This window comes from Gordonia phthalatica (assembly GCF_001305675.1).
Taxonomy (GTDB): Bacteria; Actinomycetota; Actinomycetes; order Mycobacteriales; family Mycobacteriaceae; genus Gordonia; species Gordonia phthalatica.
The window spans coordinates 2,443,191-2,462,157 of sequence record NZ_CP011853.1 but is presented as its reverse complement, the minus strand read 5'-3'; the positions used below and the strand labels follow the sequence as shown (position 1 = coordinate 2,462,157).

At 69.7% G+C, this 18,967-nt stretch carries 19 protein-coding genes; 9 read left to right on the top strand and 10 right to left on the bottom strand.

The features are described 5' to 3' along the window. Positions 1–26 precede the first annotated feature (26 nt). The 4 genes from ACH46_RS11545 to ACH46_RS11530 form a co-directional block, all read right to left on the bottom strand. Positions 27–812 (bottom strand): helix-turn-helix domain-containing protein, encoded by a 786-nt coding sequence (locus ACH46_RS11545; protein ID WP_062393017.1) that lies wholly within the window; start codon positions 810–812, stop codon positions 27–29. A 63-nt stretch (positions 813–875) separates the two neighbouring features. Continuing rightward, positions 876–1,373, bottom strand: coding sequence for a hypothetical protein (locus ACH46_RS11540; protein ID WP_062393016.1), 498 nt, complete (start codon positions 1,371–1,373; stop codon positions 876–878). A gap of 27 nt (positions 1,374–1,400) precedes the next feature. After that, positions 1,401–2,141: a uracil-DNA glycosylase gene (locus tag ACH46_RS11535; RefSeq protein WP_062393015.1), complete on the bottom strand. Its 741-nt coding sequence runs from the start codon at positions 2,139–2,141 to the stop codon at positions 1,401–1,403. Positions 2,142–2,164: 23 nt separating this feature from the next. Further along, positions 2,165–3,157, bottom strand: a complete 993-nt coding sequence (locus tag ACH46_RS11530; RefSeq protein ID WP_062393014.1) for an isopenicillin N synthase family dioxygenase — start codon at positions 3,155–3,157, stop codon at positions 2,165–2,167. A 49-nt stretch (positions 3,158–3,206) separates the two neighbouring features. Between ACH46_RS11530 and ACH46_RS11525 the strand changes: the two genes are divergently transcribed. Next, a complete protein-coding gene (locus ACH46_RS11525; RefSeq protein ID WP_062393013.1) occupies positions 3,207–4,340 on the top strand; it encodes an alkaline phosphatase family protein in 1,134 nt (377 codons plus the stop codon). Between the two features lie 105 nt (positions 4,341–4,445). Then, complete coding sequence (helR, locus tag ACH46_RS11520; RefSeq protein WP_082399621.1) at positions 4,446–6,605, top strand: RNA polymerase recycling motor ATPase HelR; 2,160 nt, start codon at positions 4,446–4,448, stop codon at positions 6,603–6,605. Here helR and ACH46_RS11515 read toward each other — a convergent pair. Further along, positions 6,577–7,119 (bottom strand): hypothetical protein, encoded by a 543-nt coding sequence (locus ACH46_RS11515; protein ID WP_062393011.1) that lies wholly within the window; start codon positions 7,117–7,119, stop codon positions 6,577–6,579. The genes helR and ACH46_RS11515 overlap by 29 nt on opposite strands. Positions 7,120–7,196: 77 nt before the next feature. On the opposite strand from ACH46_RS11515, the gene ACH46_RS11510 reads away from it, so the two are divergent. The 4 genes from ACH46_RS11510 to ACH46_RS11495 all read left to right on the top strand — a co-directional run bounded on the left by ACH46_RS11510 (position 7,197) and on the right by ACH46_RS11495 (position 10,185). Beyond that, positions 7,197–7,688, top strand: a complete 492-nt coding sequence (locus tag ACH46_RS11510; protein ID WP_062393010.1) for an SRPBCC domain-containing protein — start codon at positions 7,197–7,199, stop codon at positions 7,686–7,688. 94 nt (positions 7,689–7,782) lie between these two features. Next, complete coding sequence (locus ACH46_RS11505) at positions 7,783–8,310, top strand: M15 family metallopeptidase (RefSeq protein ID WP_082399907.1); 528 nt, start codon at positions 7,783–7,785, stop codon at positions 8,308–8,310. A gap of 72 nt (positions 8,311–8,382) precedes the next feature. Beyond that, positions 8,383–9,150: a hypothetical protein gene (locus ACH46_RS11500; RefSeq protein WP_417935246.1), complete on the top strand. Its 768-nt coding sequence runs from the start codon at positions 8,383–8,385 to the stop codon at positions 9,148–9,150. A gap of 39 nt (positions 9,151–9,189) precedes the next feature. After that, positions 9,190–10,185, top strand: coding sequence for a glutathione S-transferase family protein (locus ACH46_RS11495; protein WP_062393009.1), 996 nt, complete (start codon positions 9,190–9,192; stop codon positions 10,183–10,185). Between the two features lie 36 nt (positions 10,186–10,221). On the opposite strand, the gene ACH46_RS11490 is transcribed toward ACH46_RS11495, so the two are convergent. Continuing rightward, a complete protein-coding gene (locus ACH46_RS11490) occupies positions 10,222–11,712 on the bottom strand; it encodes an MFS transporter (RefSeq protein ID WP_082399619.1) in 1,491 nt (496 codons plus the stop codon). Positions 11,713–11,833: 121 nt separating this feature from the next. Here ACH46_RS11490 and ACH46_RS11485 point away from each other — a divergent pair, with 121 nt between their 5' ends. Continuing rightward, positions 11,834–12,280, top strand: a complete 447-nt coding sequence (locus ACH46_RS11485; RefSeq protein WP_062393008.1) for a MarR family winged helix-turn-helix transcriptional regulator — start codon at positions 11,834–11,836, stop codon at positions 12,278–12,280. 228 nt (positions 12,281–12,508) lie between these two features. Next, a complete protein-coding gene (locus ACH46_RS11480; RefSeq protein ID WP_062393007.1) occupies positions 12,509–13,315 on the top strand; it encodes an ABC transporter ATP-binding protein in 807 nt (268 codons plus the stop codon). On the opposite strand, the gene ACH46_RS11475 is transcribed toward ACH46_RS11480, so the two are convergent. Next, the gene (locus ACH46_RS11475; protein ID WP_062393006.1) at positions 13,293–14,312 is read right to left on the bottom strand and encodes a zinc-dependent alcohol dehydrogenase family protein; all 1,020 of its coding nucleotides are present in this window, start codon (positions 14,310–14,312) and stop codon (positions 13,293–13,295) included. The genes ACH46_RS11480 and ACH46_RS11475 overlap by 23 nt on opposite strands. A 108-nt stretch (positions 14,313–14,420) precedes the next feature. Here ACH46_RS11475 and ACH46_RS11470 point away from each other — a divergent pair, with 108 nt between their 5' ends. Then, positions 14,421–15,725 carry an MFS transporter gene (locus tag ACH46_RS11470; protein ID WP_062393005.1) on the top strand — a complete coding sequence of 435 codons (1,305 nt, stop codon included), beginning with the start codon at positions 14,421–14,423 and terminating at the stop codon, positions 15,723–15,725. 131 nt (positions 15,726–15,856) lie between these two features. Here the strand turns inward: ACH46_RS11470 and ACH46_RS11460 are convergent, their stop codons facing one another. The 3 genes from ACH46_RS11460 to ACH46_RS11450 all read right to left on the bottom strand — a co-directional run bounded on the left by ACH46_RS11460 (position 15,857) and on the right by ACH46_RS11450 (position 18,910). Beyond that, the gene (locus tag ACH46_RS11460) at positions 15,857–16,936 is read right to left on the bottom strand and encodes a hypothetical protein (RefSeq protein WP_062393003.1); all 1,080 of its coding nucleotides are present in this window, start codon (positions 16,934–16,936) and stop codon (positions 15,857–15,859) included. A gap of 85 nt (positions 16,937–17,021) precedes the next feature. Next, the gene (locus tag ACH46_RS11455) at positions 17,022–17,678 is read right to left on the bottom strand and encodes a response regulator (protein ID WP_062393002.1); all 657 of its coding nucleotides are present in this window, start codon (positions 17,676–17,678) and stop codon (positions 17,022–17,024) included. After that, positions 17,675–18,910 carry a sensor histidine kinase gene (locus ACH46_RS11450; RefSeq protein WP_157851046.1) on the bottom strand — a complete coding sequence of 412 codons (1,236 nt, stop codon included), beginning with the start codon at positions 18,908–18,910 and terminating at the stop codon, positions 17,675–17,677. The genes ACH46_RS11455 and ACH46_RS11450 overlap by 4 nt, the downstream gene beginning before the upstream one ends. Positions 18,911–18,967 lie beyond the last annotated feature (57 nt).

Below are 18,967 nucleotides of genomic sequence, written 5' to 3'. Positions count from 1 at the left end.
TTCTCTCCTTCGTGGGTCGTTCGTCGTCAGTCGGTAGGGGTGGTGAGTGCGGCGCGCGTCGCGTCGTCCGCCGGGTAGAACGATTCGACGCGGAGTTCGTCGACGGTGACGTCGAGCGCCGACTCGACGGCGGTGAGGACACTGAACAATCGGAGTTCGCCCGCAGGCGTCGCCAACCGCATCGGCACCACCACGTCGCTCGGGTCGGGTGTGCCGACGTCGTCACCCGGATAGCCCGCGGCCTCGTCCGCGAGTGCGGAGAGCCGAGCGTCGGCGAGACGGTCCGCGCGGCTGCGGACCTGGCCGATGAGATGGCGTCGCCACTGTCCGAGATTGACGATCCGCGGTGCGAGACCGTCCGGATGGAGCGCCAGGCGCACGGCGTTCATCGGCGGCTCCAGCAGGTGCGGGGCGCACGCCGCGAGCAGTGGTTCCACCGCCGTGTTGTGGTCGACGACGTCCCACCACCGGTCCAGCAGCAGCGCGGGGAACGGCACCTGGGCGTCGAGCAGGGACCGCAGGGCTGAACTGACCGCGAACAGGTCCGGAGAGGAGAGGTCGCAGTCGCGGTACGCGGGGGCGAACCCGCCCGACAGCAGCAGCTGGTTGCGTTCGCGCAGCGGCACGTCCAGGTGGTCGGCGAGCCGCTCGATCATGTCGCGCGTCGGGTGCGATCTACCGTTCTCCACCCAGCTGAGGTGCCTGGTCGACACGCCCGCGCGGTCGGCGAGCTGCAGTTGGCTGAGCTGTCGGTGCTGGCGCCACCGCCGCAGGGCGGGCCCGACGTCCGGTGGAGAGGTGAGGGTCGTCATGCGTTCAGACGCTAGTCGCGCCGATGCTGCCCGACCATGACCTCGGAGGTCATGGACCGTCGTTCACGAGCGCCGCCCGGCGACGGCCGCCGGTGCGAATCCGCGGGCCCAGATCTCGCGGACCGCGACACCGAGCAGGACCAACCCGGCGGCGAGCATCGGACGCAGCCAGATGTCGCTCCAGACGCCGCCGTACTGCGACTCCACACCCACGACGACCAGAGCGCCGCCGACGATCGGCGCCGCGACGGTGAAGAGCCCCGTCAGCCACCGTCGGTCGACGAACGCCTCGACCACGGCGGCCACCACGCATGCGAGGATCGCCACGATGGACACCGTCGCCAGCGCGTTCACATCCGTGAAGTCCGACGACGACGAGGTCAGCGGCGTGTACGCGGTCCACCCCGCGTCGGTGAGCGGCGTGTACGCGCGGTAGCGGCTCGGCAGCCCGGTGGCGGCCGGCGCGTCCTTCATCACCTGGGTGACGACGAACAGCCACCACGCGGTGTGCCCGACGACTCGGGCGATGCGCGTGGCCCGCGGTGCGGTGAACGACGACATGCTGCCTCCCGGAACGATGTCAACAGGTCAGAGACTAGCCAGTGACTTCGCGTCGCTGAGGACTCCCTCGAGCATGGCGGGCGTCAACCGGCCGGTGAAGGTGTTCTGCTGGCTGACGTGGAAGCATCCGAGGACGGTCAGCGTCCGGCCGTCGGGATGCTCGATCACGACCTTCGTGCCGTGCCCGAACTTCGGGCGCGGCCTCGGGACCGCCCAGCCGCCGTCGGTCAGCGACGACATCAGCGCCTGCCAGCCGAAGCCACCGAGGACCACCGCGACCCGAACCGTGTCCGCGAGCAGTTCCAGCTCCCGGTTCAGGTACGGCGCGCACGTGCGGCGTTCGGCGGGGGTGGGCTTGTTGGCGGGCGGTGCGCAGTGCACCGGCGAGGTGATCCGGGTTCCGATCAGTTCGAGGCCGTCGTCGGCGGACACCGCGTACGGCTGATTCGCGAGCCCGACGGCGTGCATCGCGGCGAAGAGGAAGTCGCCGCTGCGGTCGCCGGTGAACATGCGACCGGTCCGATTGGCACCGTGCGCGGCCGGTGCGAGGCCGACGATCAGGATCCCGGCGTCGTCCGGTCCGAAGCCGGGAATCGCCTTCCCCCAATAGGTCTGGTCACGGAAGGACGCACGCTTGGTCCGCGCCACCTCCTCGCGCCACGCGACGAGCCGCGGACACGCGCGGCACCCGGTGACGAGTTGATCGAGTTCGGCGACGGTGCGGGCACGCGGCGCTCGATCGGGGGCGGATTCGGCACGCGAGGTCATCCCTTCAACCTATCCCCGCCGGATCAGTACGCCGACGCGTCACCGGCCGGCACGATGCCGTGGTGCTTCGCAGCGACGTCCGGGTGCGCCCGGGTGCGGGACTTCCACGCGTTCTCCCCGTACGTGCCGTAGATGGGGTTCGCCGGATCGTCCTCGATGCCGCGGGCGTCGGCGGCCAGGTGGTCGGGCAGCGTCAGCGTCGGGATCTGCGCGTCGAGCGACGGGTTGAAGAAGTACGGGATCGAGAGCCGGTCGGTGCCGGGCGCGGGCGCGAGCACGCGGTGGCGGGTGGCGCGCAGATAGCCGTCGGTCGCGAACTCGAGTAGCTCGCCGATGTTGACGATGAAGGCGCCGTCGAGCGGCGGGGCGTCGATCCATGAGCCGTCCGCGGCCTCCACCTGCAGGCCCGCGGAGCCGGGCTCCACGAGCAGCAGGGTGAGCACCCCGGAGTCCTTGTGCGCGCCGACTCCCTGCGGGGTCTCGTCGCTGCCGGGATAGCGGACCACCTTGATCAGCGTGGCCGGTCGATCCCGGAAAGCGGCGTCGAAGACGTCGTCCGGTGCGCCGAGCGCGGTCGCCCAGTGGGCGAGGAGACGACGACCGACCTCCGCGAGACGGTCGTCCCAGCGGTACAGCGCCTCGCGGAACTCGGGCTGCGCCGACGGCCACTGATTTGGCCCCTGCAGGTTCCAGTAGCCCTCAGCACCCTCGATCACGGGCAGGTCGGGCCCCAGATCCACCTGCTCGCGCCAGTCGACGGCACCGTTGGTGAGCTCACCGCCGAGACGGGTGTAGCCGCGGAACTGCGGGCTGTTCAGCATGCTGATCTCGTCCTTGGCGGACTGCGGCAGCGCGAAGAACTCGCGGGCCACCCGCAGGATCCGGTCGATCGCGGTCTGCGGGACACCGTGGCCGGTGAGATAGAAGAAGCCGACCGTGTGGGTCGCGTCGAGCAGCCTCCGGCGGAACTCGGCGGGGTCGGCGTCTGCGGTGCGGAGGTTGAGAACGGGGAGCATGCCACCATTGTCCGCTCCCGCGGTCCGCCGGTGCCGCATAGTGAGAGACATGAGACCAACGCTCGCCGATGTCCTGCCCAGCGTCGCGCTCGCGCTCGACGGTCAGGCGGAGAATCCGCTCGGCGTGCACCCCGCGCGCGACGTGGTGGTCCTGCTGATCGACGGGCTGGGGGCCGAGCTCCTGTCCCGGCACGCCGATGTGGCACCGACCCTGGCGGCGCACGTCGTGACGACCCTGCAGGCCGGGTTTCCGGCGACGACCGCGACCAGTATCGCCAGCCTCGCGATCGGGGCGCCGTGCGCCACGCACGGCATCATCGGCTACAGCTTCGCGCTGCGCTCGGGCGACGGACTCGAGAACTTCAACGCGCTGCGCTGGCGAACCGGGAACGCGGAGGGGCCCGATGCACGCGACGCTGTGGTGCCCGAGGACCTGCAGACCGTCACGAGCACCGTCGCACAGTTGGCGGGAAGTGGAATCGACATCCACTTCGTGGTGCCCGGCTACCAGGTGCGGTCGGGACTCACCCGGGCCGCGTTCGGGGTATCCGGACACCTGCACGCGGCCGAGGACCTCGCCGCGGTCCGTGACGGCATCCTGGAGGTGGCGCGCCACGACAACGGCACCGGTCGCTTCGCGTACGCCTACTATCCGAAGCTCGACGCCGTCGGACACTTCCGCGGGCCGGAGTCGCCGCATTGGCTGCACGTGCTGGAGACGGTCGACGCCGCCGTCGCGGACCTGTTCGCCGATCTCCCGGACACCTGCACGCTGCTGATCACCGGGGACCACGGCATGGTCGGTGCCGAGGAACGGATCGATCTCGACGCCGAGCCGCTGCTTCACGAGGGAGTCAGGCTCATCTCCGGTGAGGCTCGGGTCCGTCACGTGTACGCCGACCACGCCGACGCCGTCGCCGATGTGGCGGGCAACTGGGGAACGGTGCTCGGTCGGCACGCGCAGGTGGTGACGCGGGAACAGGCATTGGACGAGCACTGGTTCGGGGTCACCCCGCCGATCGAGACGATCGCCGCGCGGATCGGGGATGTGTTGGCGGTGGCGCAGGGGACCAGCGTGCTGACCTGCCCCGGCAACGAGCCGATGGAGTCGACGCTGATCGGCCATCACGGTGCCTGGACCGACGACGAGCAGTTGGTTCCACTGATCTCGAACCGACTCTGAACTCTCCGCCCACTCCAGGATAACCCGAGGCCAGGGGCTTGCCGCAAGGCCCCGGGCAGCGTGCACAATGGTCGACTCACCGCCTTCGACCAGCATGGGGTCCGCTTGCCCGCCACCGTATTCGCCCTCCCCGAACGACTCTCCGAGAAGAGACGCCCGGACTTGATCGCCGCCGACGCGACCCACCTCGTCCGCATCCGGGAACGCATCACCGCGCAGATCTCGGACGCGCGCGCCGCGCTCGACGCCGCCCGTCGGTCCACCGATGTCCGAGTGGAGGCGGGGGTGGTCCGAGACCAGGAGATCCGCCGCCTCTCGACGCGGATCCGGACTCTCACCCGGATCGGGACCGACGTGTGCCTCGGCCGCGTGGTCCACGCGGACGGCACCGTCGCGTACATCGGCCGGATCGGCGTGTCCGCGGCCGACGGCACCGCTCTGCTGATCGACTGGCGCACCGCGGCCGCCGCGCCCTTCTTCGCCGCCACCCTGGCCGACCCGATGGGCGTGGCGTCTCGCCGACACTACCGGTGGTCGCGGGAGGCGATCATCGACTACTGGGATGAAGTCTTCACCGCCGACGACCGCGCCGACACCGCCGCCCTCGACAGTCAGTCGGCGTTCATCGCGAGCCTCGGCGTCGACCGATCGCCGAAGATGACGTCGGTGCTCGGCACCATCGCCGCCGATCAAGACGCGGCGATCCGCGCCGACTCCCGCGGACCGCTCGTCGTCGACGGAGGGCCGGGCACCGGCAAGACGGTCGTCGCCCTGCATCGCGCCGCCTATCTGCTGTACGCCGACCCGCGACTCGGCGGGAACCGCGGCGAGATCCTCATCGTCGGACCGCATCGCCCCTACTTGAGCTATGTCGGCGACGTGCTGCCCAGCCTCGGAGAGGAGGGCGTCGCCACCTGCACCCTCGCCGACCTGGTGCCCGGGTCGGCGAGCCTCGCGCCCGAGACCGATGAGCGGGTCGCCGACCTGAAATCGTCGGCGCGGTCGGTCGAGGCGGTCGACGCCGCTGTCGCGTTCTACGAGGACCCGCCGGTCGAGATCGTCGACGTCGAGACGCCGTGGGGTGATCTCGAGGTGACCGGCGAGGACTGGGCGGAGGCCTTCGGCGCGGTCGGCTCCGCTTCGGTGCACAACGAGGCGCACGACGAGATCTGGGATGCGCTGGTCGAGGTGCTCGCGCCGAGGATCCGGGCGATGACCGGCCGCGACGTGCCCGACGACCGAGTGCGGCCGGCGCTGGAAGCCGACCACGATCTGGCGACGATCCTGCACCGCGCGTGGCCGATGCTCGATGCGACGACCATGATCGCCGACCTGTGGGCGGTGCCGGCCTACCTGCGACTGTGCGCGCCGTGGCTGACCGCGGAGCAGCGTGCGCTGCTGCGCCGGGACGAGGACTCGGAGTTCACCGTCGAGGACCTGCCACTCCTCGACGCCGCTCGCCGCAGACTCGGCGACGCGGACGCGGCACACGGGCGACAGCGCCGCCGAGCCGAGATCCGCGAACAGCGACGCGTCCGCGACCGCGTGATCGACGAGTTGATCGCCGGCGACGACGGAGAAGGTCTCGTCACCATGCTGCGGGCTGAGGACATCCAGGATGTCATCGTCGACGAGACCGGCATGTCGGACCGCGACGCGGATCCGCTCGCCGGACCGTTCGCGCACATCGTCGTCGACGAGGCGCAGGACCTCACCGACGCACAGTGGCAGATGCTCCTCGCACGCTGTCCGTCGCGGAGCTTCACCATCGTCGGTGACCGCGCGCAGTCGCGCGCCGGCTTCACCGAGACGTGGGAGGACCGACTCCGCCGCGTGGGGGTGGGGGAGCCGCGTCGCACCACGCTGACCGTCAACTACCGCACGCCCGCAGAGGTGATGGAGCATGCCCGGCCGGGCATCCTCGCTGCACTGCCTGGCGTCGCGGTACCGGAGTCGATCCGCACCGGCGGCCTGCCCGTGGAGTTCGCCGCGACCAGGGAACTCGCGACGATCGTGGCGCGGTGGCGGTCGGAGAACGTCGACGGCATCGCCTGCATCATCGGCGACCCGACGTTCCCCGCCGACGATCGCGTCGACTCACTGACCCCGATCACCGCCAAGGGACTCGAGTTCGACCTGGTGGTCCTGGTGGACCCGGCTCAGTTCGGCGACGACATCGCGGGCGCCGTCGACCGGTACGTCGCGATGACCCGAACCACGTCGCGGCTGGTGGTGCTCAGCCCAGGTAGCGGTGCGACCAGCTGATCGCCCGGACCTCGCCGACCGGCCCGGTGAGCGGGCTCACGGACTGGTAGCGCGGTGTCGGCGGCGTTCCGCGCGACTTTCGGGTCATCGGGACCACGAGTCCGGTCGGCGTCCCGTGACTGCCGCGCTGCTCGGCGACGATGAACGAGGTGGGCAGACGATCGCCGAGGAAGACGTAGCGGGCGCTGCCGCGCTTACCGTCGGTGGGGCGGTACAGGCGTCGCATGATCATCGCGCGGCGCGTGCTGTGCGATTCGCGGATGAACTGAACGCGCTCGTAGACCGGCACGCCCATCGAGAACAGGGCGCTGTACGGGGCACTCGCCACCTGGTGCGCGGTGATGCCGGGCGTCGGGGGTGCCGCCGATGCGGGCGCCGCGACCACCGACAGCGAGGTGCCGACCGTGAGGGCGGCGGCGAGAGTGGCGACGGAGCGGCCCAGACGCAGTCTCACCCGCGGCGAGGTCGACGGTGCAGGGCGGCCGTGGTGATCGCTGCGCGGCGAGACTGTCATCGGTCTACCGTGTCACCTGCGCGATTCCAGGGCAAGACGTGACACGGCCCGGTGTCCTGCACCGGTAGATTCGAACCATGACCAACGATGCCGCCGCGACGCCGAATGCGCCGATCAACGACCTGTCATTCACCGTGTTCGGCTATGTGTCCCGGCCGGTGGCCGAGGTGTACGAGGCGGTGGCCGATCCGGAGCAGCTGTCGAAGTACTTCACCACGGGCGGAGCACACGGTCGCCTCGATGCCGGTGCCACCGTCTCGTGGGACTTCCACGACTTCCCCGGCGCGTTCGACGTCCGGGTCATCGAGGCGGAGGCCCCGCGGCGAATCGTCATCCGCTGGGCAGGAACCGAGACCGTCGGCGGGGACGGTACGGATGTCGCCTTCGAGTTCGAACCCGTCGACGGCGGGGCGCGGACCCGGGTGTCGGTCACCGAATCGTCCTGGACTCCGACGGCGGTCGGCGCGGAGAGCGCCTTCGGCAACTGCATGGGCTGGACCGGGATGCTGGCCGCACTCAAGGTCTGGCTGGAGCACGGAATCAACCTGCGTGACGGGTTCTACCGCTGAACTGCGGTCTGCGTACGAGGACTGTCGTTCTGACGGATGCCGCGGTGGCCGATGGACGGCACCCCGGCGTCCGGCGTAGTAGCGTCTATCCGTGATGCGAAACCGGACACCGACCCTTCCTCGATCAATCGGTCTGCTGGTGATCGGAGCGGCCGTGCTGCTGATCGCGTCGCTGTGTGCTCCGCAGGCCGCCGCGTCGCCCGACACCGCCCGGCAGCACCTGCTCGGCGTGGCGCTGGCTCCCGGCACCGCGGGATTGACGCCGCAACTCGGCGTCGCTTACACGCTGGCGTATCGCGACGCCCGTGCCGCCGGTGTCCCGATGTACGTGAACTCCGGAAAACGGTCGCGTGCAGAGCAGGCGAGCCTCTGGCGGCAGGGCATCAGGGATTACGGCAGCGCCGCCGAAGCACGACGCTGGGTCCTGCCTCCCGACGAGTCGACGCACGTCACGGGGCAGGCGATCGACGTCGGACCGCGCGCCGGCGCCGCCTGGCTGCAGGCCAACGGGGTCCGCTGGGGCCTGTGTCGTACCTTCGACAACGAGTGGTGGCACTTCGAGTTGGTCGCCGTGCCGGGCACGCACTGCCCGCGCAGAGTCCCCGACGCCAGTCGCCGCTGATCAGACGCGTCGTCGCAATCGAGATCGTTTCCCGGACTACGAAGTTCGGGCCCGATAGGTAAGGATGTATCCGTGTCGGAGAATGAAGCCCCCGAGAACGAGACCGTCGAGAACGCCGTCGACGACGCCGCGTCGAGCGTGCATCCGCTGGACGAGGCGGCCGACGTCGACCAGGCCGCCGACGAGGCGCAGCTGAACGACGACGAGGTGGCCGACGTCGTCGAAGCCGTCGGGTCCATGCAGGCCGCGATCGTGGTGGACGCCGAACCCGACGATCAGGGCGAACTCAGCTACATGTCGTACGAGGAGTTCGGTCGCCGGTTCTTCGAGATCGCAGTCACCGAGGAGCGCATCGGCACCGCGTTCACCGCGATCGCCGGTGAGGAGTTCGAAGTCGGCCCCATCGCATCCGGCCCGGGTGGCATGGTCAAGGTGCAGGCCAAGGTGCGTGTGTCCGAACCGGAGATCACCCGCGACGTCGGCCAACTGATCACCTTCACGGTGAAGCTGCCGCTGCACATCGCCCTGTCGGTGAACCTCAAGGTGGATCGGATCCGCTACGACGTCGACGGTCTCGTGACGCTCCCGATGACGGTCCGCTGCGCGGCGCCGCTGCAGTTGCGGATCGAGGTAGAGCCGCCGCGTCCGCGTGACGTCTTCGTCGATGTGAACTCCCGCAACATGCGCGGCGAGATCATCCGCAACCTCGCCCAGGTGGACGACGAGATCCGTCGGGTGATCGCCAGGTTCGTCGAGACAGAGATCGACAAGCCCGAAGTCCGCAAGGCGCGCCTGATCGACGTCGACGTGGAGCTGGGGCGCGCGTTCGAAGGTCTCTGACAGCGCGCGTCGCCCGGCCGACGGTGACATCCTGGACTCATGACTGAGAAGGACACCGATCAGCAGGCCGACTACGTGGAGCCGAACAAGGCGTTCGAGCGCGATACCCGGTACATCGAGACCCGCATCACTCGCGACGGCGCCGACGGCTTCCCGGTCGAGGCCGGTCGCTATCGGCTCGTCGTCGCCTACGCCTGCCCGTGGGCCAATCGGGCGATCATCGTCCGCCGACTCCTGGGCCTCGAGGACGCGATCTCGATGGGCGTCTGCGGGCCGACCCACGACAAGCGGTCGTGGACCTTCGACCTCGACCCGGGCGAGGTGGACCCCGTGCTCGGCATACCGCGGCTGCAGGACGCCTACTTCAAGCGGTTCCCCGACTACCCCAAGGGGATCACGGTCCCCGCGATCGTCGACATCCCGTCGGGTGCCGTCGTCACCAACGACTTCCCGCAGATCACCATCGACTTCTCGCTCGAGTGGACCGACTTCCACCGGGACGGCGCTCCGCAGCTCTATCCCGAGGACCTACGACCGGAGATCGACGAGGTGAACGCGGTCGTTTACAAGGATGTGAACAACGGCGTCTACCGCTGCGGTTTCGCGGGCTCCCAGGAGTCGTACGAAGCGGCGTACGACCAGCTGTTCTCCCGCCTCGACTGGCTCAGCGATCGGCTCGCGAACCAGCGCTATCTGGTCGGCGACACCATCACCGAGGCCGATGTCCGCCTGTTCACGACGCTCGCTCGCTTCGACGCCGTCTACCACGGGCACTTCAAGTGCAACCGCGAGAAGCTGTCGGAGATGCCGGTGCTGTGGGCGTACGCCCGCGACCTGTTCCAGACGCCGGGCTTCGGCGACTCGACGAACTTCGAGCAGATCAAGGCGCACTACTACAAGGTGCACCGCGACGTGAACCCGTCGGGCATCGTGCCCAAGGGGCCGGATCTCGCGAATTGGCACACCCCGCACGGGCGGGATGCCCTCGGCGGCCGACCCTTCGGAGACGGAACGCCGCCCGTACCGCTGGGATAGCGGTACGGGCGGCGTCGTCAACCGAAGCGGCGGGTGTCAGGCCACGGTCTCCTCGGTGGTCGAGGCGGACCGCGGAATCAGCATCGTGATGGCGACGCCGACGAATGCGGCGATCGCGCCGATCAAGAAGCACCACTTGAATGCGGTGTGCGTCGGGATGTCGTGCCCGCCCATCGAGACGGTGGAGGCGGCGAGGACGACGGCCATGATGGCCGACGACAGCGTGGTGCCGACCGATCGCATCAGCCCGTTGAGGCCGACGGCCGCACCTGCTTCGGTGAGCGGGACCGCGCCCATCACCAGGGTCGGCATGGCAGCGTAGCCGATGCCGACGCCGGCGGAGGCGATGATCGAGGCGACGGCCAGCTGCCACGGGGCGTTCATGAGGAAGAACGCGGTCAGGTAGCCGACGCCGAGGACGGCGGCGCCGATCGCCAGGGTGAGCTTGGGCCCGAGGTTGTTGATCAGGGTTCCGGAGACGGGCGCGAAGACCATCATCATGATGCCGCCGGGCGCCATCCACAGTCCGGTCTGCAGGATCGTCTGGCCGAAGCCGCCTGCGGCCTCGGGGACCTCCAGCATCATCGGGACCACGATGGCCTGCGCCATCATGCCGAAGCCGATCGCGATTGCGGCGATGTTCGTCAGCAGGACTGTCGGCTTGGCCGAGCTGCGGAGGTCGACCAGCGGGTCGCTGTGGCGGAGCTCGAAGTAGGCCCATGCCAGCAGGACGACGATGCCGAGGGCGAAGAAGCCGAGGGTGGTTCCCGAGGTCCAGCCCCAGTCCTTGCCCTTCGAGATGGCGATCAGCGCGCCGCACAGACCGACCGACAGGCCGATCGCGCCGACGACGTCGAGTTTGCCGCCCGCATTGTCGGCGATGTTCGGGATCACGGTGAGGACGAGGACGGTGATGATCACCGCGAGGCCGGCCGACGTCCAGAAGAGGGCGCGCCAGTCCCAGGTCTGCGCCACCCACGCGGACAGCGGCAGGCCGATGGCGCCGCCGACGCCGAGCGTCGCACTCATCGCGGCCACCGCCATGGACGTCAGTCGGGGAGGCGTCACCTCGCGCATCAGGCTGATGCCGACGGGGATGAAGCCCATCGCCAGGCCCTGTACGGTGCGACCGATGAGCATCGGGAGCAGCGAGCCGCCGATCGCGCAGATCAGCGAGCCGACCACGAGGAGTACCGAGCTGGCGAGGATCACACGCTGCTTGCCGTACATGTCGCCGAGGCGACCGGCGATCGGCATGGCCACCGCACCGCCGAGGAGGGTCGCGGTGATGATCCACGACGCGTTCGAGATCGAGGTGTTGAGCAGCTGCGGAAGCTCGGGCTGCACCGGGATGATCAGCGTCTGCATCAGGGACGCGACGAGACCGCCGAAGCAGAGCGTGATGACGATGGCCAGCGCATTGCGCGGCATGTCCGGGGTGGACGGTGTCGCGGTGTCCGAAATGGCGGTGCTCGGTGTCGCGTCGTCGCGCGACATCGATTCCGCCGCGTCGGGGGAGCGAGTCATGAAGGGTCCTTCTGGGTATGGTTTTCGCTGATGTGCAACAGGGTATGTAACCTACATATGCATCATGCACATCCCCAAATCGGGAACGAACGACGACGGCTGCGAGAGCGGGGCGAAAACGGTGGAAAGCGACGAAGAGATCTGGCCGTCGACCGTCCATCGCGACGTTGTCGAGGAGCTGCTCCGGATGCGTCGACGCCGCTACGAGGTGGATCCCCAGGCGATCCTGGATTCGTCGGCCTTCCAGATCCTGTGGCTGCTGTCGGACGGCCGTGCGCGCACCCTGCGGGAGCTGAGTGTCGACCTCGACCTGGAGCAGTCGACGGTGAACCGCCAGGTCAACGCCGCGATGAAGCGCGGCTTCGTCGAGCGCTTCCAGATTCCCGAGTGCGTCAGCTGGATGCATCGGCCGACCGTGGAGGGCAACGAGGCGTTCAACCACGACGGTCGCCGACGCGCCGATCGGCTCAACCGTGTGTTCGCCGATCTGGCGCCCGGAGACCCGGAGTCGCTGCTGCGGCAACTCCGGGCCTTCAACGACGCGTACGAACGGCAGGGCGCTCGATGATTGATTCCCGGTGGGTGGGACGCTGAAGTCGGCAGTTCGCCGGACGAGGCGGTCTTCCCGCACCACTTCGCGCCTCGTCGCACCAGTTCTGCCTCCCGCACTCGGTCGCGACCGAGTGCGGGAGACACAAGTGGTGCGGCAAGCCGTCCTCGAAGCCCCGGACCGACGCAGCGACGCTGCTGCGACCTGCGCACGCACCCACCTCGACGGCCTCAAGGAGGCACTCGCATGACCGACCCAGCCGAAGTCCTCCGCCTGGACGCCGTCACCTTCCGCCGCAACGGTCGGCAGATCCTGCACGGTATCGATCTCACGGTGCGGGCGGGGGAGCACTGGGCGCTTCTCGGCCCGAACGGTGCGGGCAAGACCACGGTCGTCGGCTTCTGCGCCGCGCAGACGCACCCGACGTCGGGCACCGTGGACGTCCTCGGGCAGCGACTCGGACGTGTCGACACGGCGGTGCTCCGCAAGCACATCGGGCACGTGAACCCGCGGCATCGGCTCCAGACCGATCTCACCGTGACCGAGGTGGTGCTCACCGGCGTCACCGGAACCATCGACCTGCCGATGCGGTGGGTCCCGACCGACGAGCAGCGGACGCGGGCCGCGGCGCTCATCGACGACATCGGCATGACCGCTCGGGCCGACTCCGGCTGGCACACTCTGTCGCAGGGCGAGCGCGGCCGCGCTTTGATCGCTCGAGCGTTGATCGCCGAACCGGAACTCCTGCTGCTCGACGAACCGACCACCGGGCTCGATGTGGCGGCCCGCGAGCAGTTGCTGGAGACCGTCGACGCCCTGGCCTCGTCGGCCCCCGACGTCGCATCGGTGCTCGTCACCCACCATCTGGAGGAGTTGCCGGAGTCGACGAGTCACGCGATCGTCATCAGCGACGGCGCGACGGTGGCCGCGGGCCCCGCCGATCAGACGGTGACCTCCGAGGTCATCACGCGGGCCTTCCGTCATCCGATCGACGTCGGGTACGACGGCCGACGCTGGAGCGCGCGAGCGGTCAGAGCGTCAGCAACACCTTGATCGCCTCGCGCTGGTCCATCGCGCGGTAGCCCTCGGCGGCCTGCTCGAGCGGGATCCGAAGGTCGAAGACCTTGCCCGGATCGATCGTCCGATCGGCGATGCGCTGCAGGAGGTCGGGCAGATACCGGCGGACCGGTGCGGGGCCGCCGTGCAGGTGAACGGCGGAGTAGAAGAGCTTGTCGCCCGGCAGCTCCACGCCGTGCGAGACGCCGACGAACCCGACGTGGCCGCCGGCTCGCGTGGAGCGCACGGCCTGCATCATCGACTCCTGGGTGCCGACCGCCTCGATCACCGAGTGCGCGCCCAGGCCGCCGGTCAGCTCGCGGACGGCGGCCACACCGGCGTCGCCGCGCTCGGCGACGATGTCGGTGGCGCCGAACTCCCGAGCCAGGGCTTGGCGGTCGGCGTGGCGGCTCATCGCGATGATCCGCTCGGCACCCATCTGCTGGGCGGCCAGTACGCCCATCAGACCGACGGCGCCGTCGCCCACCACCACGACGGTCTTGCCCGGGCCGGCTTCGGCGGCGTCGGCCGCGAACCACCCGGTGCCGAGGACGTCGGAGGCCGCGAGGTAGGACGGGATGAGGTCTTCGGCGGGCGGTTCCGGCGTCGCGACCAGCGTGCCGTCGGCGTGGGGGATCCGCGCGAACTGGGCCTGCGTGCCGACGCCGCCCATGCCGACGACGTCGACGCAGCGCGACTGGTAGCCGGCCGAGCAGATCTCGCACGTGTTGTCGGACGCCATGAACGAGCCGACGACGAAATCGCCGACCTTCACCGTCCGCACGTCGGCACCGACCTCGGTCACGTAGCCGACGTACTCGTGTCCCATCGGCGCGTCGTGGACGTCGTTGGCGCCGCGATAGGGCCACAGATCCGAGCCGCAGATGCAGGTGGCGGCGAGCCGGATGATCGCGTCGGTCGGCTTCTCGATCCTCGGATCGGGGCGGTCTTGAACACTGACGTGGCCGGGTGAATGCATGATGACTCCGCGCATGGAGACCAGCGTATGCGCAGTCCGCGACCGATGGTGGCGACGCGGTCGGACACCTGGAATAAAGCCCGGTGATCGGGCGTTGAATTCCTCAGTCGGTCAGGAGGAGATTTGGCAGCGTCGCGTGGTTCATCGACCTTCGCATCGCTCGCCGTACCCAATTTCCGCACCTACGTCAGCGGTGCGCTCGTCTCGAACATCGGCACCTGGATCCAGCGGGTCGCCCAGGACTGGCTGGTGCTGCAGCTGTCCGGCGGGTCGGCGATGGCGGTCGGCATCACCACGGCGCTGCAGTTCGCGCCCGCCCTGTTCCTCTCGCCGTTCGGCGGTCTGCTCGCGGACCGCTTCGACAAGCGCAGGCTCCTCATGCTCACCCAGAGCTGGATGGCCGTCAGCTCCCTTATCCTCGGCTTCCTCGCCGTCGTGGGAGTCGCCGAGACATGGCACGTCTACGTCTTCGCCGTCGTCTTCGGCATGGGCGCCGCCGTCGACGCCCCGGCCCGTCAGGCCTTCGTCTCGGAGATGGTCGGCACTGAACGGCTCACCAATGCGATCGGCCTCAACAGCTCCGCGTTCAACACCGCACGACTGATCGGCCCCGGCATCGCAGGCATCGTGATCGCCGTCTTCGGCAGCGGCTGGGCCATCATGACCAACGGCGTCAGCTACGTCGCCTTCCTGATCGCGCTGCTGCTCCTGAACGAGAACAAGCTCGTCAAGACCGAGCCGCTGCCGCGCGCCAAGGGGCAGGTCCGCGAAGGCATCCGGTACGTGGCCGGCCGCGCCGACCTGTTGATCGCGCTCGGCGTCGCCTTCGCGGTCGGCACCTTCGGCCTCAACTTCCAGATGACGAACGCTCTGATGGTGCGCAACGAGTTCCACCTCGACGCGGCGATGTACGGCCTCCTCGGCACGGTGTCCGGCATCGGCTCACTGCTCGGCGCGCTGCTCGCCGCGCGGCGCAAGTCGGCGCCCGGCCTGCGGTTCGTCGTGCAGTCCGCGCTGGTCTTCGCGGTGTTCAACGTACTGTCCGGCCTGGCTCCGACTCCGCTGCTGTACGGGTTGGCCCTGCCGTTCGTCGGACTGTCGGCCCTGCTCGCGCTCACGGCGGCCAACATGTTCGTCCAGATGAGCATGGACCCGCAGGTCCGCGGTCGGGTGATGGCGCTGTACATGACGATGCTGATGGGCGGCACCCCGATCGGCGCACCGCTGCTCGGCGTGTTCGCCGAATGGTTCGGGCCCCGCGCCTCGCTGGTCGGCGGCGGCGCACTCCAGGTGGCGGTCATGGCCGCGGTCCTGCTGTGGGTGATCGCACGGGTGCAGCGCGGACGGTCGGAGGGGCTGGACGTCTCACCCGACGGCCGATTCGGCAGGTTCGCCCAGATTCCGGCGCCGACCGAGACTGAGGTCTGAGCGGCCTCCGCGACGCAGATAGCCGATCGACGCCGGGATCAAGAAGGCCGGCCAGGCGACGGCGATCAGGTAGCACTCGACCGCCAGGAACAAGCGGGACGCCGCGGCGACGAGTTGGACCGCGGAGAGCGTCATGACGTACGCCGTTCCCGCACCCGGAAGCTGCTGCAGGTCGCGCCACGCGTCGGGCGTCCCCAGCGTGAAACCGAAGCCCGGACCGAGGCGCCACACCGCGGTCGGGAGCGCCGCGAGGGCGGCCATGCGCGCGCGACGGCACGCACCCGGGTTCGCAGCAGGATGACGCCGTAGGCGAACGCCCCCGGGACGGTCGCCGCGGCGATCGCGACGAACAGCGCACTCGGTGCGCCGCCCAGATCCAACAGCACCGAGGTGACGGGCTGCATCACGGCCGTCGCACAGCCGACCCACACGGCGAGCCAGGCGAGTCGGGGCCGCCGGATGAGCGGCCCGAACCGGGGAGCGAGGAAGGCGAGCAGCGGGAACAGTCCGGAGAAGACGAGGAACGTGCGTTGCGAAATCGCGGTCATCGCCTCGGGACCGAAGGCACCCGATCCGACGAGTCCCCACCAGAGCATGGCGACGGCGAACGGCAGCAGCCCGATGGCGCCGATCACGGTGGTCAGGCGGCTCGGCGACGGGGGCGCCGCGAGGAGGTCGCCCCACCGGGTCAGGCAGTACTCGCCGAGCAGGACGGCGAATCCGACGGCGAGGACGCAGAAGCCGCCGTACGCGACGAAGAACACCCACGGACTCATGTGGTCCATGCCGGCGGTGTGGACATCGCTCTCGGTGAGCAGCTGAGCGACGAGCCCGGTGGGGACTCCGGCCGCGATCGGCGCGAGCAGACCGGTGGCACCACCCGCGATCACGAACACCAGCCACGCGGGCAGGCGGAGGCCGATCGGGCGGGTCAGCGCCGCCGCGAGGCACACGGCGACGACTTCGAGACCCAGCGTGATGCCGTTTCCGATCAGCATCGCTGGGGAGTGCATGTCGTCGGCGGAAGCGGCGTCGGTGACGCCGACGGTGGAACCGGCGAGCCAGGCGATCTTCATCGTGCTGTACGGGATCACAGCGAGGACGACGACGGCGAGGCCGACGAGCGGGCCGCGGGAGCGCCGGTCGGGCGGCGTCGGGCGGGCGGTGCGCAGGGGTGGGGAATCGATGGGGTGGATCGTTGATTTCGTCATGGATCAACCGTCGCGCGATCGGCGGCGTGATTCGTCCACCTGCGGGCTAGTCCGTCTCAGCCCGCAGGATGATCCCGCACCGAGGTCAGGTGCCCGGAACGACGAGACGCGTCTCGTACGCGAGCACCGCCAACTGCACGCGGTCGCGGGCGCCGAGCTTGTGCAGCAGTCGTCCCACGTGGGTCTTCACCGTCGCCTCCGACACGTGCAGTCGCGCGGCGATCTCGGCGTTCGAATCGCCGGACGCGACCTCGATCAGGATCTCCCGTTCGCGGTCGGTGAGACGGTCCATCTCGGAAGGCTCAGCGGCACCCGGCAGGGTCGGCGCGACGTGCTCGATCAACCGACGGGTGGTACTCGGCGCGATGACCGCGTCGCCGGCGTGGACGGTGCGGATCGCGTCGATCACGTCCTCGGCTCGGGAACTCTTGAGCAGGAAACCGCTCGCACCGGCGCGGAGCGCGGCGAAGGCGTTCTCGTCGAGGTCGAACGTCGTCACGACGATCACCCGTGGCGCCTGCGCCGCCGCCACGATCTCCCGCGTCGCGGTGATGCCGTCCATGCCGGGCATGCGGACGTCCATCAGCACGACGTCGACGCGGAGCCGCCGGCACAGGTCCACCGCCGCCGCGCCGGAGTCGGCGTCGGCGACCACCTCGAGGTCGTCCTGCGAGTCCACGATCATCGACAGCCCGCTGCGGACCAGCTCCTGATCGTCGACCACGAGCACTCGGACCGTCATGTCCCTCCCGTTCCCGGAATCATCGCCGTCACCTGGAAGGCGTCGTCGACCGCCTCGACGGTGAGCTCTCCGCCTGCGGCCTCGACGCGTCGTCGCAGACCGGGCAGCCCACGGCCGGACGAGCCGGTTCGGGGCTCCGCGCCGCTGACTCCGTCGTTGCGGACCGTGATCGTCAGGCCGTCGGGCGACCACGCGCAGCGGACCAGAACGTCGTCGGCGTCGGGCGCGTGCTTGAGGACGTTCGTCAACGTCTCCTGCACGACGCGGTAGGCGGTGAGCTCCGCCGTCGGGCTCAGCGGCCCGACATCGCCGACCCGGTCGACGCGCACCGGGACACCGGCGTCGCGGATGCGGTCGATCAGCCCGGACAGGTCGGCGAGGGTCGGCTGCGGTGCGCCGCCACCGCGTTCGGTCGGATCCAGCGCGTCGAGCAGACCGTGCATCCCGTCCATCGCCTCTCGGCCGGTGTCGGCGATGGTCGCGAGAACGGTGCGGGCGACGGCGGGCCGCGATTCGGCGATCATGCGCCCGCCCTCGGCTTGGCTGACCATCACGGCGAGAGAATGGGACACCACGTCGTGGATCTCGCTCGCGAGGCGGGCACGTTCGGCGAGGAGCCCCACCTCCCGCTGCGATGCCAGATACCGGCGATGCGCACGGCGCAGTCGTCCGAGACTCCACGGGGCGACGGTGCACCCCACGACGGCCGGGATCAGGAACAGGAGCCATCCGTCCGCGGGACCGACCGACGCCGGTGCCGACGCGGTGACGACCTCGTCGAACGCGATGCGCAGCACCACGGCCACGGCCCCGACAACGGCGATCCCGGCCGCCACCCGAGACTGCCGACGGGTGCCGTCGGCGGTGACGGAGTACAGGACGACGGCGAACAGCAGCGTCGACGGCAGGAGGATCGGCGGCACCGGGGCACCGAGCCGATTGGCGAGGTCCCCGGTGATGCCCGGCGCCGCCACCAGCACCAGGCACATGGCGGACACGACCGCGAAGGCGGTGAACGGTGCGGTACGCCGAGCGGCGACGGCCGCGTGCCCGACGACGAGGACGACGACCAGCGTCGCTCGCGCGGGCGTCGACCACGCGGAGTCCAGGACGGTCGACACGCTCATCGTGAGGCAGAAGAGGGCGAGCAGCACGGCCAGTGCGGTGTCCGGGACCCACCGATGCGATCGGACCCAGGCGTCGGCGCTCGCCACCATGCGCGTGTCGTCCACACACAGGACACTAACGGCGGGTGGAGCACGGCGTCGCCCATCGGTGGCTTCGGTCAT

Excerpts from the sequence above, each read along its gene's own strand:
- ACH46_RS11540 (WP_062393016.1), bottom strand. The coding sequence starts at position 1,373 with ATGTCGTCGTTCACCGCACCGCGGGCCACGCGCATCGCCCGAGTCGTC.
- ACH46_RS11530 (WP_062393014.1), bottom strand. The coding sequence starts at position 3,157 with ATGCTCCCCGTTCTCAACCTCCGCACCGCAGACGCCGACCCCGCCGAG.
- ACH46_RS11510 (WP_062393010.1), top strand. The coding sequence starts at position 7,197 with ATGACCAACGATGCCGCCGCGACGCCGAATGCGCCGATCAACGACCTG.
- ACH46_RS11455 (WP_062393002.1), bottom strand. The coding sequence starts at position 17,678 with ATGACGGTCCGAGTGCTCGTGGTCGACGATCAGGAGCTGGTCCGCAGC.
- ACH46_RS11525 (WP_062393013.1), top strand. The coding sequence starts at position 3,207 with ATGAGACCAACGCTCGCCGATGTCCTGCCCAGCGTCGCGCTCGCGCTC.
- ACH46_RS11495 (WP_062393009.1), top strand. The coding sequence starts at position 9,190 with ATGACTGAGAAGGACACCGATCAGCAGGCCGACTACGTGGAGCCGAAC.
- ACH46_RS11545 (WP_062393017.1), bottom strand. The coding sequence starts at position 812 with ATGACGACCCTCACCTCTCCACCGGACGTCGGGCCCGCCCTGCGGCGG.
- ACH46_RS11460 (WP_062393003.1), bottom strand. The coding sequence starts at position 16,936 with ATGACGAAATCAACGATCCACCCCATCGATTCCCCACCCCTGCGCACC.
- ACH46_RS11535 (WP_062393015.1), bottom strand. The coding sequence starts at position 2,141 with ATGACCTCGCGTGCCGAATCCGCCCCCGATCGAGCGCCGCGTGCCCGC.
- ACH46_RS11505 (WP_082399907.1), top strand. The coding sequence starts at position 7,783 with ATGCGAAACCGGACACCGACCCTTCCTCGATCAATCGGTCTGCTGGTG.
- ACH46_RS11475 (WP_062393006.1), bottom strand. The coding sequence starts at position 14,312 with ATGCGCGGAGTCATCATGCATTCACCCGGCCACGTCAGTGTTCAAGAC.
- ACH46_RS11490 (WP_082399619.1), bottom strand. The coding sequence starts at position 11,712 with ATGACTCGCTCCCCCGACGCGGCGGAATCGATGTCGCGCGACGACGCG.
- ACH46_RS11515 (WP_062393011.1), bottom strand. The coding sequence starts at position 7,119 with ATGACAGTCTCGCCGCGCAGCGATCACCACGGCCGCCCTGCACCGTCG.
- ACH46_RS11480 (WP_062393007.1), top strand. The coding sequence starts at position 12,509 with ATGACCGACCCAGCCGAAGTCCTCCGCCTGGACGCCGTCACCTTCCGC.